This is a genomic window from Desulfatitalea tepidiphila (genome assembly GCF_001293685.1).
Classification (GTDB): Bacteria; Desulfobacterota; Desulfobacteria; order Desulfobacterales; family Desulfosarcinaceae; genus Desulfatitalea; species Desulfatitalea tepidiphila.
The window spans coordinates 796,785-810,306 of sequence record NZ_BCAG01000001.1; the positions used below are offsets into that span (position 1 = coordinate 796,785).

Below are 13,522 nucleotides of genomic sequence, written 5' to 3' on the forward strand. Positions count from 1 at the left end.
AATCCATCCATTCCGCAAACAGATAGAGGAGGATTTTATGAAGGCACGCGTCACCAAACAGTGTATGGGAGATCGGAACTGCAATAAATTGTGCCCCGAAGTATTCAAGTATGATGAGGATCAATTGCTCTCCGTCGTTCAATTTGACGTGATACCGGAAAAATACGAGGATCTGGTTCGCCAGGCGGCCGCCGAGTGCGGCGCTGACGCGATCGAGATCGAAGAGTAAATCAGAGGCGCCGCGATGGGAAAATTCCGTGATAGCCAAACGGCCCGAAATTTAATGCTCTCCTTTGCCGGTGAGTCCCAGGCGCGAAATCGCTACACCTATTTTTCGCGCCGGGCCTTCGAGGAAGGCTTCGTTCAAATTGCCGACATCTTCGAAGAAACCGCCAACCAGGAGTGCGAGCACGCCTTGCGCTTTTTTAAATTTTTCAATGGGGGTGAACTCGAAATCACCGGCAGCTTTCCCTCCGGCGCGATCCAATCCACCTACGACAATTTGGTCGCCGCGGCGGACGGCGAGCGTTTCGAGCACAGCCAGCTTTATCCCGGCTTTGCTCAAGTCGCCCGTGAAGAGGGATTCGAGCGGGCAGCCGACACCTGGGATGCCATCAGCGTTTCCGAGCGCCAGCATGAAAAACGCTACCGGGAATTGGCCGCCAATCTACTGGCCGACCGGGTGTTTGCCCGAAAGGAACAGGCTGTGTGGCGCTGCCGGAATTGCGGCTATCTGCACACCGGTAACGAGGCGCCGCTAAAATGTCCTGCATGTGTCATGCCCCAGGGCTATTTCGAGCTGCTGGCTGAAAACTGGTAGAAGGCAAACGCGACACAGGACCTTTATGTACCCTGTCGATGAAGAACGAATAAAAGAGTTGCCGTTCGGACCGATTGAAGGAGTATGCCATATCACTCAATCCGGCTGAACGATGAGGAGAGATAAGCCATGAAATGGTTCAATAATTTAATGGTGTTGGCTACTCTTACACTATGTGGTTTAAGCGTCGGATTCCCGGCCGGCGCCTCGGCGACATCGGAAGCGTTCCGGAATTATGGGCAGATTCGTTTGGGTGTGAACGAGTTCACAGATGATATGGACGATGCCGGCATGGATACCGGTGTCGATCTGGGTGCCGCATATGGCCGTTATCTGACGCCTAACCTGGTGCTTGAAGCTGCGATCGATTTTTTTGCATCTGACAGGGATGTGCGGGGTTACAACGGAACGGCCGGCAGTTACGATATCGACGACACCCTCGGGGTTATGGCCGTTCTGGCCACGATCAAAGGTGAATTTCCCGTGGGCCGGGCAAGGATTTTCGGTGGCGGCGGGGTGGGGTATTATGTCGTTGCCCTCAATTCGGATATCGACACGGCCTATCTCGGTGATTTTGACGAAGATGAAAGTGACAGCGTGTTCGGTGCTCATGTCGTGGCGGGCGTCAACGTCGACATTACCAAGCGTTTTTTTGCCGGATTGCAAGGTATGTATCGCTGGACCGACGATATCGACATCGACGAAAGGGTGGCAACGGTTCCCATCCGTCTGGAAGGAGATTTGAGCGGCTACGTGGTCAATCTCACCGCCGGTTTCCGATTTTAATTTGAGACCCGCATTGTGCCGTGAACACTAAATCAACAACAAATCGCTTGCTTTCTTTCGCAAACCTGTTATCTTACGTGCATTCAACATGGCTCCGCCAGCAATCGGCGGGGCGGTTTTTCTCTGAAGGAACAAACCATTCGCAAGTTACATCCTCCAGTTTAAAATCTTGAGCAATTTACAGAAAGGAGGATGTCAACATGGCCAATGGAACAGTCAAGTGGTTTAACGACCAAAAAGGGTTCGGCTTCATCGAGCAGGAAGACGGTCCCGACGTATTCGTTCATCATTCAGCGATCAACGCCAGCGGGTTCAAAAGCCTTAAAGAAGGCGACCGCGTTTCCTTTGACGTTGAGCAAGGGAAAAAAGGTCCCTCTGCTTTAAATGTCACTGTAAGCTAAGTTTCGCGACCTAAAAACAAGGGGCACGCCTTTACATTTAGGGCTGTGCCCCTTGCCGTTTTAGGATGATCCCCGGGAAAAGCCACATCTCCGCGCTCGTTTTCCTGTATCATGACATCGGGCAACGCGTTGTTTGACCTGGTGTTCCCCTTGCTTGTGAATCTTACCATCGCCATCGATGAGGGCAAAACCGTTTCTCAATCGAATGATAGGCATAACAGTAAAGGGCGAAAGGTATTGATATGAATATCTACATCGGAAATTTGTCTGACAGCATGACCGAAGACAATTTAAGGTCTCTGTTTGCGGCATACGGAGAAATCGCAAGCGTCAAAGTGTTCAAGGGCAGATTCTCCGGAAGTGCCAACGGCTTCGGTTTTATTGAGATGCCCAGCAATTCTGAAGCAGATCAGGCTATCAAGGCGTTGAACGGAAACCGCGTCGATGGCAACTTTATAAAAGTTAGGCCTGCCGACCCGGGCGGAAAACGACGCCAGAAAAAACCCCTTCGAAGAAGGGGCTATTGAAGAAACAACCCATCAACTCATTCGTGCCCATCCGCAAATGGCCAATTTGCCGATTTCCGAATGGACACTCATTAAGGTAAGGAATTTTATCATTTGAACTTTGAATCATTTTCGTTGAACCCCAAACTGACAGCAGGGATCTCAGCTGCCGGCTATATCACCCCGACCCCCATTCAAATCCAAGCCATTCCCAAAGTCATGCAAGGCTGTGATGTCATGGGCTTGGCACAAACCGGCACCGGCAAGACGGCCGCATTTGCACTGCCGATCTTGCACCGGCTCCTTAAAGAGCGGCAAAATGGCGTTCGCGCACTCGTCGTCGCCCCCACCCGCGAACTGGCCGAACAGATCCATGAATCGTTCGAAACCTTGGGGAATAAAACGGGTTTGCGTAGCGTTGCCATTTATGGTGGCGTGGGCATTCAACCGCAGATGAAGTCGTTGAAGCGCGCCGATATCGTCGTTGCATGTCCCGGGCGCCTCCTCGACCACATCCAGCGAGGGACGGTTAATCTTTCCCGCGTGGAAGTGCTTGTCCTCGACGAGGCGGACCAGATGTTCGACATGGGCTTTATGCCCGATATCCGTCGGATCATCGCCCATCTGCCGGCATCGGATCGCCAGAACCTGCTTTTTTCGGCCACCATGCCCGCTGAAATCGGTCGTCTGGCCGATGAGATCCTCAAAAAACCAATCCGTGTGGCAGTAGGGCAGGAAGCGCCGGCGGAAACCGTTACACACGCATTTTTCCCTGTGGCCCAGCATTTAAAGACGTCGCTGTTGCTCAAGTTGCTCGGCAACACCAAGACCGACGCCGTTCTGGTTTTCACGCGAACCAAGCATCGCGCCAAGCAACTCTGTGTTAAATTGGCCAGAGCCGGTTTCCTTTCGACCTCGTTACAGGGAAATTTGTCCCAATCCAAGCGTCAGGACGCCATGAGCGGATTCAAATCCGGCAAATATCAGGTGCTGGTCGCTACCGATATCGCATCCCGCGGCATCGACGTCGCCAACATCTCCCATGTCATTAACTTTGACATGCCTGCTACCCCAGAACTCTATATTCACCGCATCGGCCGCACCGGCAGGGCCGAGCGCAACGGTGAGGCCTATAGCCTGATTACCGACGAAGATCGACAGATGGTCAAGGCCATCCATCGGGTCCTGGGCCATATCGAACGGCGCACACTTTCCGGTTTCGATTACCAATTGCCTCCTCCTTCGCCCGCCGGCGATCGGCGTACGGACCAGGTTCGAGTGCGACACACAAAAGTCCGGGCGGGTCGCAATTCGCACCGTCGGGACGCAAGTGGCGTCTTTGCCTGAATCTGCGTTGCCCGCAATTTCACGTGAAAATCATTAGGGAAACCTGAATTTCTTTAAGGGGGCCCATTTTCGTTCTTCCATTTGATTTCGGAGTCTGCTACTTATATTTGTAATGAAAATCAAGCTGATACGAATATTCAATGCAAAAGTGAAGTCAGATAGAGGATCCAAATGGAACTGGTTTTCATGTGCCCGGTCACACACCAGACCTTCCAAACCGATGCCTTCAGCATCGTGGACCACCATGGCGTCCGGACCGACGCAAAAGGACACAAACACCTCGATGCCAAGGTGCGGGTGGATATCCCGTGCCCTTTTTGTGGCGCGCAACACGTTTACAGCGCCGATGAACTGGCCTGCCCGTTTGGGCAGAACGGCGGTGATGGATCCGGCGCTATCGGGACGGAACAGGAATGACAGCGATGGCAGCCAATGAGATCAGATTGACGCAGACGGTCAAGGGTGCCGGTTGAGCCTCCAAGCTCTCTCCAGGGGACCTGGACCAGGCACTTTGCGGGATGACGTTTCCCACGGATGAAAACGTTTTGGTCGGGTTGGAACGCGCCGACGACGCCGGGGTGTACCGGTTGTCCGACGATCTGGCGCTGATTCAAACAGTGGATTTTTTTACGCCCATCGTGGATGATCCATACTGGTTCGGACAGATTGCGGCCGCCAATGCCTTGAGCGACGTCTATGCCATGGGCGGGGTGCCCAAAACCGCCATGAATCTGGTCGGATTTCCGCTCAAGACGATGGATATCTCTATCTTAAGGCAGGTCATCCAGGGCGGCATCGACAAGATGGTCGAAGCCGAAGTGGTTTTGGTTGGCGGCCACAGCGTCGAAGACAGCGAATTGAAATATGGCCTGTCCGTGACCGGTTTCGTTCATCCCGAGCGGTTCCTCGTGAAGAAAAACCTCAAACAGGGAGACGCCCTGATTCTGACCAAACCGCTCGGTACCGGCATCATCAACACGGCTATCAAAGGGGGGCTGGCATCCGACGAGTTGATCGAACGGGTTACCCGCCTAATGGCTGCGCTGAATCGAAGTGCCGCCGACGTCATGGCCGCCTATCCGGTCCACGCCTGCACCGACATCACCGGGTTCGGTCTGCTCGGCCATCTGGCCGAGATGGTGTGCGGTTCGGGCCACAGTCTGCTCGTCCAATCGCCGAAAGTGCCCATTCTCCCCGAGGCCTCGGAATATGCCGCCATGGGGTTGGTGCCGGCCGGTGCCTATCACAACAAGACCTTTCGCGAGCATATGGTCTCTTTCGAGACAAGTGTCGATGCCTTGATGCGTGATATCCTGTTCGATCCGCAGACCTCCGGTGGACTGTTGATCAGTGTCGCCCTCGAACGGGCCGAGGAGCTGGTTGCCGACCTCATGGCAAAGGGCATCGATCAGGCCGCCGTCATTGGAAGCGTGGTCGCGGATCCGTCCGAGAAGATTTTCGTTCAATAGCAACATCGAGGGATTATCAAAGGAGCGCATTCAATGAAAGAAGTGGACGCCCGCGGGCTGTCATGCCCTGCACCGGTATTGCAAACGAAAGCCATTCTGGAGCAGGAGCCGTTGGATACGATCAAGGTGATTGTGGACAATGCGGCCTCTCAACAGAATGTAGAGCGTTTTCTCAAGTCTCAGGGGTTCAAAACGACCTTGTCCAAAGAGGGAGACGATTTTACCATCGTCGGGAAAAGCGGCGCCAAAACCGCTCCGCAGGCGGCACCGGCACCCACATCAACGGGTGGCGGGCAGCAGATCATGGTGATGTGCACGACGGACCGGATGGGATTCGGTGATGATGAACTGGGGCTCAAGCTGATGGTGAATTTCATTCGGACCCTCAAGGAGATGGGGCCGGATCTGTGGCGACTGGTGCTGGTCAACAACGGTGTCAAACTGACCATCGAGGGCTCGGCCGTGTTGTCGGAATTGCAGGCCTATGAAAAAGAGGGTATAACAATTCTGGTCTGCGGTACCTGCCTGGAGCATTTCAAGCTGTTGGAGAGAAAGCAGGTCGGTATCACCACCAACATGCTCGATATCGTAACGGCCATGCAACTGGCGGATAAGGTGATCAGCATTTAGTTGCCGCTTCACGGTAGAGGTCAAAGTCGAAAGTGAAAAGGTTAAAGCAAAGAAATTCTATCTATTCAAAAGGGGAGAAAACGATGGTGGCCAAGACAGGTGGAATTGGTTTTGTTTTGATGCTGTTGAGTTGCTTTTTGGTCTTGCCGGTCTGGGGACTGGATTTTCAGCCGGGTGAATATGAAGTGACCAGCAAGGTCGAAATGCCGGGCATGCCCATGCCGATGCCCCCGCAGACGACCATTCAGTGCCTGACGAAGAGTGATCCGCTTCCCGATCCCAATGCCGAGAATCAGAACTGCGAGGTGTTGGACACGAAAACCAAAGGCAACACGGTCACTTGGCGCATGGTCTGCGATCAAGACGGGACCCGAACCGAAAGCACCGGCAGCATGACCTACAAAGGGGATCGTTTCGAGGGCACCGTTAAGACCAAGATGGGGCCGGAGATGGGAAATACCACCGTGACGGTGCATATAACAGGCAAGCGCATCGGCAACTGCAAATAGTGCCCATCCACAAATGGCCAATTGGCCCGATATCGGCGTTGCGCGAAAAATTTAATCCTCGGAATATCGACCATATGCCTGCGGTTAAATTTTGCGCGCGTCTTGATCGCGACCAAATTTGCCTATTTCTGGATGGACCCTGAATAGAGCGAGCCAAAAACCTGCGGCGAGCACTTGATGCGATCTTGCGGTCTTAAAGACCCGGAAATGAAAAAGCCCTGCTTGTGAATACCGCAAGCAGGGCTTTTCTACTTTTTGAGCAAGCCGAAAGCGATCAAACCTCCAGCCAGGAGTCGGAATATAGCGTGTTGCCCAGGATGACGTTGACGGTCTTGGCGTAATCCTGCAGCTCCTTGGAGAGGCTGGCCATGTTAGGCTGATTGCCGTCCATGATGCCGTAAATCAGGTCGACGATGTCCTGGCGCTCGCCCTTGGCGATGGCAGTCAGCTGTTCGTCGCGGGGATCTGAAATGACCGAGAACATCCCGCATTTTTGAAGCATAACCATGTAGGTCTGATTCAAAATGGGGCGCAGGTGATCGGGAGGCCCGTTGGAGATGTTGGACAGGCCGCAGGTGCTCTTGGCACCGGGGCACATGTCGGGGAGCATCTTCTGGAACTCCATCAGGCTGATGGCCTGGGGCTGTTGGATGTTCACCGGGGTCACGATGCCGTCCACCCAGATCTTTTCGTTGGGGATGCCCGCTTCGTTGGCAAAGTAGAGCAATTCGACGCACAGGGCGGCGCGTTCGTTCTCGTCGCGCGGCAATCCTTCCGGACCCCACATGAGTGCGATGAAATCGGCATTGTATTCGGCGGCCATGGGAACCATGCGCTCATAGCGCTCCGGACGGCACATGATGGAGTTGATGATGTGCGGGGTGCCGCTTGGAACCTGCTTGATCACCTTCAAGGCCGCCTCGATGGCGTCGATATTGGAGGTGTCCAGAGCCAGGGGAACGTCGGGCACGACCTCCTGTACCACCTGAACCACCCACGGCATCAACTCGTGGCCGTCTTTTTTAGCCGGCCCGAGGTTGATATCGATGTAGTCCATTCTTTTTTCTTTCTGAAACAGCGCCTCTTCCTGGATCGGCTTGGCATCACGCTCTTTAAAAGCACGACCGATCTTTTTGGAAATAACATTCAAGCTTTCGCCGATGAGTAACATATCTCCTCCCTTAATATGTAGCGTTCACATTGGTGTTGGAAAACGGGCGATGGCCGTCGCAGCAACTTGTGGTTGGTTGTTACGACTGTTCCTACTAAAGTTTGGCATGGGTTGCAAACGCTTTGTTGCATCGAAACAGAACGGGGGCGGCTGATGTTTGACCGACCCCCGTACGTTCAATTAGGCGTTGCGTTCTCTGAGGAAACCAGGAATATGGGCCGCTTCACGCGGACCGACGGTAACGGTCCATCCGGGCAGCTCTTCTTCGATATCGCCGACGATGGCCGCAGCGTAACCGGGGATGATCAACTCGGTGTGTTTGACCTTTTCCATGATGCCGGACTTCTTCACGAACATGCCCACGTCGTCACCGGCGAATTTGCCGGCCGCCCAGGCGGTCAGAACGGAGAGACCTTCGGAATCCTTGATCAACAGCCAGGCCGGTACGCGGCTGCCCTCGATCTCACCGGAGACGATAAAGTAGGTGAGCGCGAAGTTGGTGGTCACCAGCACCGGCGAGTTCTCATCGGGGTTGCCGATCTCGTAGATGCCTTCGGTCACCGTCATGGGCCGTTGCGGGTCGGTGTAGATGTTGAGCCGCTCGAGCAGCAGCGGGAAAATGCTTTCGCCGGCAAAGTCAGACAACACCACGATGCCGCCGTATTTGGCGATGAACATGGCGGCGATCAGGGTCTCCACCTCGAGATTGGATGCCATCTCGCAGGGGAAGGTGATGGTGGGGAAGCCGATCGTGCGATTGCTGTTCTTCAGCGCGGCGCGGCGGATGGCGATTTGATCCAGGTTGGCCTGTTTGGGTTCCCGGCTGCCCGGGTCGATGACCAGGTCCTTGAGTCCCATGCCCATGAGTTTTTCGTTCAGCGGAAGCAACGCTTCCACCGAGTCGGCCTTGACGGCCAGGGGAAGACCGCTTTCCTTGGCCAACTGGCCCATGGCATCGGCGTTGTCGGCCGTGGCGGCGTACAACAGGGGCCGTTTGAAACCGGCAGCTTCGACACCGGCTTTCATCACATCGACGTTTTCGGTCATCAGGATGACGTTGAATTCGGACGTTTCGGCGATCTGTTTAGCGGCTGCGGCAAATGCTTTCGCATCGCCATTGACATCTTTCAAGGCCACCAGTTCGGGACGCAGGTTCAGTCCGACGCGTTCAAACTGCAGGGCATTCCACCCCTTGAGCTTGGTGGCCAGGTCGGCGGAGGAGATGTCCGAATTGACCAATGTGGCCAGGAGGGTGGGGTTGTAAAAGGTTTTCTCATGGCGATACTGGACGGTTTCACCGCCGGTGGTCGCTTTACGTACGCCTTTGCCGATGACGACCGGGCGAATGGGGGGTGCGGAGGCCTCGGCCAGCTGTGCGCGGGCTTCATCCGAGACGTAAGGGCATGCGTCCAACTCTGCCTTGCCCGATGCCAGGTTCATGGCAAAGGCCAGGCAGGTGGGTACCCCGCACTCCTTGCAGTTGGTTTTCGGCAGGAGCTTGAAAATCTGAATACCGGTTAATGCCATTGGTTTCTCCTTATCCTTATTGAATGTCGCCCGGGAGCTTCGGTTGTTGAATCTCCCGGGCAACCATTGTTCTTATTAGCCGACCAGAGGTTCCATGGAAAGAGCGGGATGCCCCTTTTCCTTCAGGAAGGGCATGATCTCCTCTTCGCTGGTGCCCACGGTTTCGTCGGCGATCATGTCGTACAGGTTCTTTACGCCCATCTCCTCGCCACGTTTGTTGATGCGGTCCTTGAGCTCATCCTTGAGCATCTTGGGCATCCACACCATGCGCAGCAGGCCGCCGTCACCGAGGATGAATTTCTTCTGGATGATGTTGTATTTGGAATGACCCACGAAGCCCGGCGACTGGGCGCCGCCGCCCATGACACCGGCCAGGGTGGTGAACTTCATGCCGCACGGCGTCTCTCCCGCGAATTCACGGTTGACGGTCATCACCCCGTTGCAGGCGGGCAGCATGGCGGCGATGCATTCGCAGCAGCCGCAGGTGGTCATGGGGTCGATCACCATGGAGTAGAAGTTGTAACCTTCGATGGCGCCGCGGGAGGCCTTTTTAACGAACTCGTCCACCCCTTTGAAGCGGCCCAGCTTGGGATCGAGCACTTCGCCCTTCTCGATGGGTTGGTTGGGGCCGGTGGGGTTGATTTCGAAGGAGGCCTTGCAGTCCATCCAGTTATAGGCACCGCACAGACCGGTACGCTCCGGGCTCACGGCGCAAACGTGGGTCGGGGCAAACGACTGGCACAGGGTGCAGGAGTAAAAGATCTCCACATCCTCGTCGGTCATTTTTTCGACGCGTTCGTCTCTGTGCTTGTAAGCGGCGCGGGCTTCGGCGGTGATCTTGTCCACGTCTTCCTTCTTGGTGTAGAGGGTGACCTGGACCTTGTCCAGAATCTTGCCGAAATCCTGGTGGAACTTGGCATGCAGCACCACGCCGATGTCTTTCAGCGTGAAACCCTTTTCAACAGCGGCTTTGCTGATGCGCACCCAGGCGATGTCGCGCTGGCCCATGTGCATGATGCCCTGGATATAGTTGACCAGGTGGTGGGTCTGACGCTCGAGGATCGGCTCGAAATCCTCCTGGAACTCGCGGCCGGCCACCTGCATCAGGATGGCCAGCGGGAAGGCGCTGCCCTCTTTCATTTCCGGGATGTCCGGACCGACCACGACCACTTTGCCGTCTTCGATTTCGTTCATCTGGGCCATCTTCAGATATTCGGTGCATTGGGTCTTGCCGCCGCCGGCTTGGCAGTGCAGGTCGGCACCGCGCACGCGTTCGCCCTCAAAGGCCGGGCCGAAGGCGCAGGGGATGTCGATCTTGCTGACCGTGGTCTTCAGGCCGCGCACCTCAACCGACTTTTGAACCATCTCGTCGTGTTTGACATTGGCCACCACGTGTTCGTAGGTGCAGATACCGGTGGGCAGAATTTCCGGAATGTCGGTATCGGCGATGGTGGGGAAGCCCCAGTTCACACATCCGGCCGCCGCTGCGGCCCATTCGGCGTTGACATCGCCCAGGGCGTTGACGAAGGCGAAAATACGGTCTTTGTTGTATTTGAGGATCTTCTTGTAGTCGCCCGGCTGCACACCGCCGAAGGACATGGCGGCACGGTTGGCGAAGCCCAGGGCAAAGATGGCCGAACTGATGTCCGGACCGAACGGGACGATACGGGTGTTCCAGCCGACCTGCACTTTCGCTTCGCGCAACTGGTCGATCACCGTGGTGCCGTTCTGGTTGGCCGCGCAGAAAATATACAGGTTGCGGCGCTGGTACTCTTCCACGATCATTTTGGCGATATCGGGCGTCGGTGCGGATCCGACGATGGCGGCGAATCCGGGAGCCGAACCGTCCACGAACTCCACGCCGCGTTTGCGCAGGATGGTGTCGTCGGCGGCACCCAGCCAGATCTTGCCGGCCTCTTCGTCCACCTCTTCGGTGGGCAGGTAGAAGTCGGGATCTTCCAGGTAACGCAGGGCTTCTTCGAGCTCAAAGGCGAACAGCGCGGCCATGCCGGCGTCCAGAAGGGGTCCCAGGTAGGGGAGGTGGTTCTGACCCTTCACATGCGGCGGCAGCAGTTTGCGGGCGAATGCCAACGGTTTCTGCATGTCTTCCAAGGTTTCGACCTTGATACCCAACAGGGAGTAGATCACCGGCAGAAAGTAGGCGGTATTGGGGAAGCCCACCTTGGTGTCGGCACTGTAAGTCTGCAAGGCTCTTTTATATTTTCCCTCGACTTTGGATACGATATTGTATCCGCCTTGAATGGCGGCAAATGCTACGAGTTTAGACATGAATTCCTCCTTCGTTGAGGATATGGGTTAATGAATTAAGCCTCAAGCTTCTGGCGGTCCGCCATATCCATCAGGACGCGGTCCCTGGCCTTGTCGATGCCCAGCTCTTTGCGTTTTCTGTCGATGTGGGCGATCATCAATTGGGCATGCTTGATGGGATCGGGTTCGATGTCCCACATGCCGCCGAACTGCTTTTCAAGCTCTTTGCTGATGTAATCATGGAACACCGGCGCGCCGGAGGTCGGCAGGGTGACGCCGAACACCGTGTAGAAGCCCGAGCAGACGAAGTAATGGCCGATGCTGATGGCCTTTTCACTCATCCATTCGGGTGCGCTGCCCGCTGCCGGCAGATCGCTGATGTCCTTGCCCAGGCCGCCGGCCTTGACCACTTCTGTGGCGGCCAGCAGGATGCGGCTGTTGTCCACGCAGGAACCCAAATGCAGGACCGGCGGAATACCCACGGTCTCGCACACTTCCTTGAGGCCCGGGCCGCAATAGACGCCGGCGCTTTCCGGGGTGAGCAGGCCCGCCATGGCGCAGGCGATGGCGTTGCAGCCGGTGGTCAGAACGATCACGTCGTTTTTGATCAGCTCCTTCACCACGGTGATGTGGGCTTCGTTGTGACGGGTACGGGCGTTGTTGCAGCCGACCACGCCGGCGATGCCGCGGATACGGCCGTTGATGATGTTGTCATTCAAAGTGTAGTAGGTGCCGCGGAAGGTGCCGCCCAGGTGGTACTGGATCGACTCGACGCCGAAGCCGGCAATCTGGGTGGCTTTCTGGCGCGGAATCATCACTTCCGTTCTGCGGTTCTGGAAGTTGTCGATGGCAATTTTGACGATTTTTTCGGCGTCCTCGACGGCATGGTGCTCGTCGAATTCGATGTGGAGCACGTTGTCCTGCTCCATCTTGGCGATGGGGTGGGTGGTGATCAGCTTGGTGTGGAAACACTTGGCCACGTTGGCCAGGTTCTGCATGATACATTGGATGTCCACCACCATGGCATCACAGGCGCCGGTGATGATGGCCAGTTCCTGCTGCAGGAAGGTGGCGGCCGAGGGCACGCCGTGACGCTGCAGGATTTCGTTGGCCGTGCAGCAGATGCCGCTGAGTTGAATGCCTTTGGCGCCCTTGGACTTGGCATACTCGATGATTTCCGGGCGTTGGGCCACGGCCACGATGATTTCCGACAGGACCGGTTCATGCCCGTGGATGATCAGGTTGACGTGGTCTTCCTTCATGACGCCCAGGTTGGCCTCGGACTGCAGGGGATAGGGAGTGCCGAACAGGATGTCCTGCAGATCGGTGGCCAGCATGGAGCCGCCCCAGCCGTCGGCGATGGCCGCCCGGCTGCCCTGTTTGATCAGGTTCTTGTAGTCCTGGTCCACGCCCATGTGGGTGCGGTGCATGATCTCGACGATTTCACGGTCGATGTTGCGCGGCTTGACGCCGGCCTTGGTCCATTTGTCATAAAGGGCCTGGGGAGCGCGTTTCAGGTAGAGCAGTTCGCCTTCGGGCTTGCCCCACTCGTTCATGGCTTTCTTGGCCACTTCGAGGGCGATTTCATCGATGTCGCGGTCCTTGGTCTCGCCGTCCACCTCGACCGTGGTGTCCACTTGCAGGGCCTCGGCCACGGCCAGGAGTTTATTGGTGTCTTTGATCCTATAGGCGTCGGTCTCCTTGCGGGCGGCCGTCATGAACACCTCGGCCACGCTGCGGCCGTGATCCGAGTGAGCGGACGCGCCGCCGGCGATCATGCGAATGAAGTTACGCGCAGCAATGGTGTTGGCCGTGGCGCCGCAAAGGCCCTTGCGGGTGTCTTCGCCTACGATGCCGCCCTTGGGCAACGGCAGGCGGCAGGGACCCATCGAGCAGTTTTTGCAGCAGATCCCCTGAACGCCAATGGCACAGGGTTTCATTTGTTCGGCACGGTCGAAGACCGTGTCGATGTTCAATTCTTGCGCCCGCCGGATCATTTCCTGGCTGGCGGGGTCGATGGTCGCGGCAATGGGGTCCGCCAATTTGGGTGCTTTGGCTTTCGCTTCTTCTGCCATTAGAGGTTCCTCC

General features: G+C 56.2%; 14 protein-coding genes. 10 read left to right on the top strand and 4 right to left on the bottom strand.

Annotated elements, in window-relative coordinates:
• Nucleotides 1–37: 37 nt before the first annotated feature.
• From DFT_RS03455 to DFT_RS03500, 10 genes are all read left to right on the top strand, one after another.
• On the top strand, nt 38–229 hold the full coding sequence (locus DFT_RS03455) for a ferredoxin (RefSeq protein WP_054029822.1): 192 nt from the start codon (nt 38–40) through the stop codon (nt 227–229).
• Between the two features lie 15 nt (nt 230–244).
• Nucleotides 245–820: a rubrerythrin gene (gene rbr / locus DFT_RS03460; protein ID WP_054029823.1), complete on the top strand. Its 576-nt coding sequence runs from the start codon at nt 245–247 to the stop codon at nt 818–820.
• 129 nt (nt 821–949) lie between these two features.
• Nucleotides 950–1,606, top strand: a complete 657-nt coding sequence (locus DFT_RS03465) for an outer membrane beta-barrel protein (RefSeq protein WP_076750330.1) — start codon at nt 950–952, stop codon at nt 1,604–1,606.
• 200 nt (nt 1,607–1,806) lie between these two features.
• Nucleotides 1,807–2,007, top strand: a complete 201-nt coding sequence (locus tag DFT_RS03470; RefSeq protein WP_054029825.1) for a cold-shock protein — start codon at nt 1,807–1,809, stop codon at nt 2,005–2,007.
• A 242-nt stretch (nt 2,008–2,249) separates the two neighbouring features.
• Entirely contained in the window at nt 2,250–2,534 is a 285-nt protein-coding gene (locus DFT_RS03475) for an RNA recognition motif domain-containing protein (protein WP_054029826.1), read from the top strand.
• Between the two features lie 93 nt (nt 2,535–2,627).
• A complete protein-coding gene (locus DFT_RS03480; protein ID WP_054029827.1) occupies nt 2,628–3,860 on the top strand; it encodes a DEAD/DEAH box helicase in 1,233 nt (410 codons plus the stop codon).
• A 171-nt stretch (nt 3,861–4,031) separates the two neighbouring features.
• Nucleotides 4,032–4,277, top strand: coding sequence for a hypothetical protein (locus DFT_RS03485; protein ID WP_054029828.1), 246 nt, complete (start codon nt 4,032–4,034; stop codon nt 4,275–4,277).
• Between the two features lie 5 nt (nt 4,278–4,282).
• Nucleotides 4,283–5,329 (top strand): selenide, water dikinase SelD, encoded by a 1,047-nt coding sequence (gene selD / locus DFT_RS03490; RefSeq protein ID WP_083453294.1) that lies wholly within the window; start codon nt 4,283–4,285, stop codon nt 5,327–5,329.
• 33 nt (nt 5,330–5,362) lie between these two features.
• A complete protein-coding gene (gene yedF, locus DFT_RS03495) occupies nt 5,363–5,959 on the top strand; it encodes a sulfurtransferase-like selenium metabolism protein YedF (protein ID WP_054029830.1) in 597 nt (198 codons plus the stop codon).
• A gap of 83 nt (nt 5,960–6,042) precedes the next feature.
• Nucleotides 6,043–6,468, top strand: coding sequence for a DUF3617 domain-containing protein (locus DFT_RS03500; protein ID WP_054029831.1), 426 nt, complete (start codon nt 6,043–6,045; stop codon nt 6,466–6,468).
• A gap of 274 nt (nt 6,469–6,742) precedes the next feature.
• Here DFT_RS03500 and DFT_RS03505 read toward each other — a convergent pair whose 3' ends face one another.
• The 4 genes from DFT_RS03505 to cooS all read right to left on the bottom strand — a co-directional run bounded on the left by DFT_RS03505 (nt 6,743) and on the right by cooS (nt 13,509).
• Nucleotides 6,743–7,639, bottom strand: coding sequence for a dihydropteroate synthase (locus DFT_RS03505; RefSeq protein ID WP_054029832.1), 897 nt, complete (start codon nt 7,637–7,639; stop codon nt 6,743–6,745).
• Between the two features lie 180 nt (nt 7,640–7,819).
• Nucleotides 7,820–9,166, bottom strand: coding sequence for an acetyl-CoA decarbonylase/synthase complex subunit gamma (gene acsC, locus DFT_RS03510; RefSeq protein ID WP_054029833.1), 1,347 nt, complete (start codon nt 9,164–9,166; stop codon nt 7,820–7,822).
• A gap of 75 nt (nt 9,167–9,241) precedes the next feature.
• Nucleotides 9,242–11,455: an acetyl-CoA decarbonylase/synthase complex subunit alpha/beta gene (acsB, locus tag DFT_RS03515; RefSeq protein WP_054029834.1), complete on the bottom strand. Its 2,214-nt coding sequence runs from the start codon at nt 11,453–11,455 to the stop codon at nt 9,242–9,244.
• A 35-nt stretch (nt 11,456–11,490) separates the two neighbouring features.
• Entirely contained in the window at nt 11,491–13,509 is a 2,019-nt protein-coding gene (cooS, locus tag DFT_RS03520) for an anaerobic carbon-monoxide dehydrogenase catalytic subunit (RefSeq protein ID WP_054029835.1), read from the bottom strand.
• Between the last annotated feature and the right edge of the window lie 13 nt (nt 13,510–13,522).

Bases quoted from the DNA above. Each gene is read 5' to 3' on its own strand.
- DFT_RS03455 (WP_054029822.1), top strand. From the start codon at position 38: ATGAAGGCACGCGTCACCAAACAGTGTATGGGAGATCGGAACTGCAAT.
- rbr (WP_054029823.1), top strand. From the start codon at position 245: ATGGGAAAATTCCGTGATAGCCAAACGGCCCGAAATTTAATGCTCTCC.
- DFT_RS03465 (WP_076750330.1), top strand. From the start codon at position 950: ATGAAATGGTTCAATAATTTAATGGTGTTGGCTACTCTTACACTATGT.
- DFT_RS03470 (WP_054029825.1), top strand. From the start codon at position 1,807: ATGGCCAATGGAACAGTCAAGTGGTTTAACGACCAAAAAGGGTTCGGC.
- DFT_RS03475 (WP_054029826.1), top strand. From the start codon at position 2,250: ATGAATATCTACATCGGAAATTTGTCTGACAGCATGACCGAAGACAAT.
- DFT_RS03485 (WP_054029828.1), top strand. From the start codon at position 4,032: ATGGAACTGGTTTTCATGTGCCCGGTCACACACCAGACCTTCCAAACC.
- yedF (WP_054029830.1), top strand. From the start codon at position 5,363: ATGAAAGAAGTGGACGCCCGCGGGCTGTCATGCCCTGCACCGGTATTG.
- DFT_RS03500 (WP_054029831.1), top strand. From the start codon at position 6,043: ATGGTGGCCAAGACAGGTGGAATTGGTTTTGTTTTGATGCTGTTGAGT.
- DFT_RS03505 (WP_054029832.1), bottom strand. From the start codon at position 7,639: ATGTTACTCATCGGCGAAAGCTTGAATGTTATTTCCAAAAAGATCGGT.
- acsC (WP_054029833.1), bottom strand. From the start codon at position 9,166: ATGGCATTAACCGGTATTCAGATTTTCAAGCTCCTGCCGAAAACCAAC.
- acsB (WP_054029834.1), bottom strand. From the start codon at position 11,455: ATGTCTAAACTCGTAGCATTTGCCGCCATTCAAGGCGGATACAATATC.
- cooS (WP_054029835.1), bottom strand. From the start codon at position 13,509: ATGGCAGAAGAAGCGAAAGCCAAAGCACCCAAATTGGCGGACCCCATT.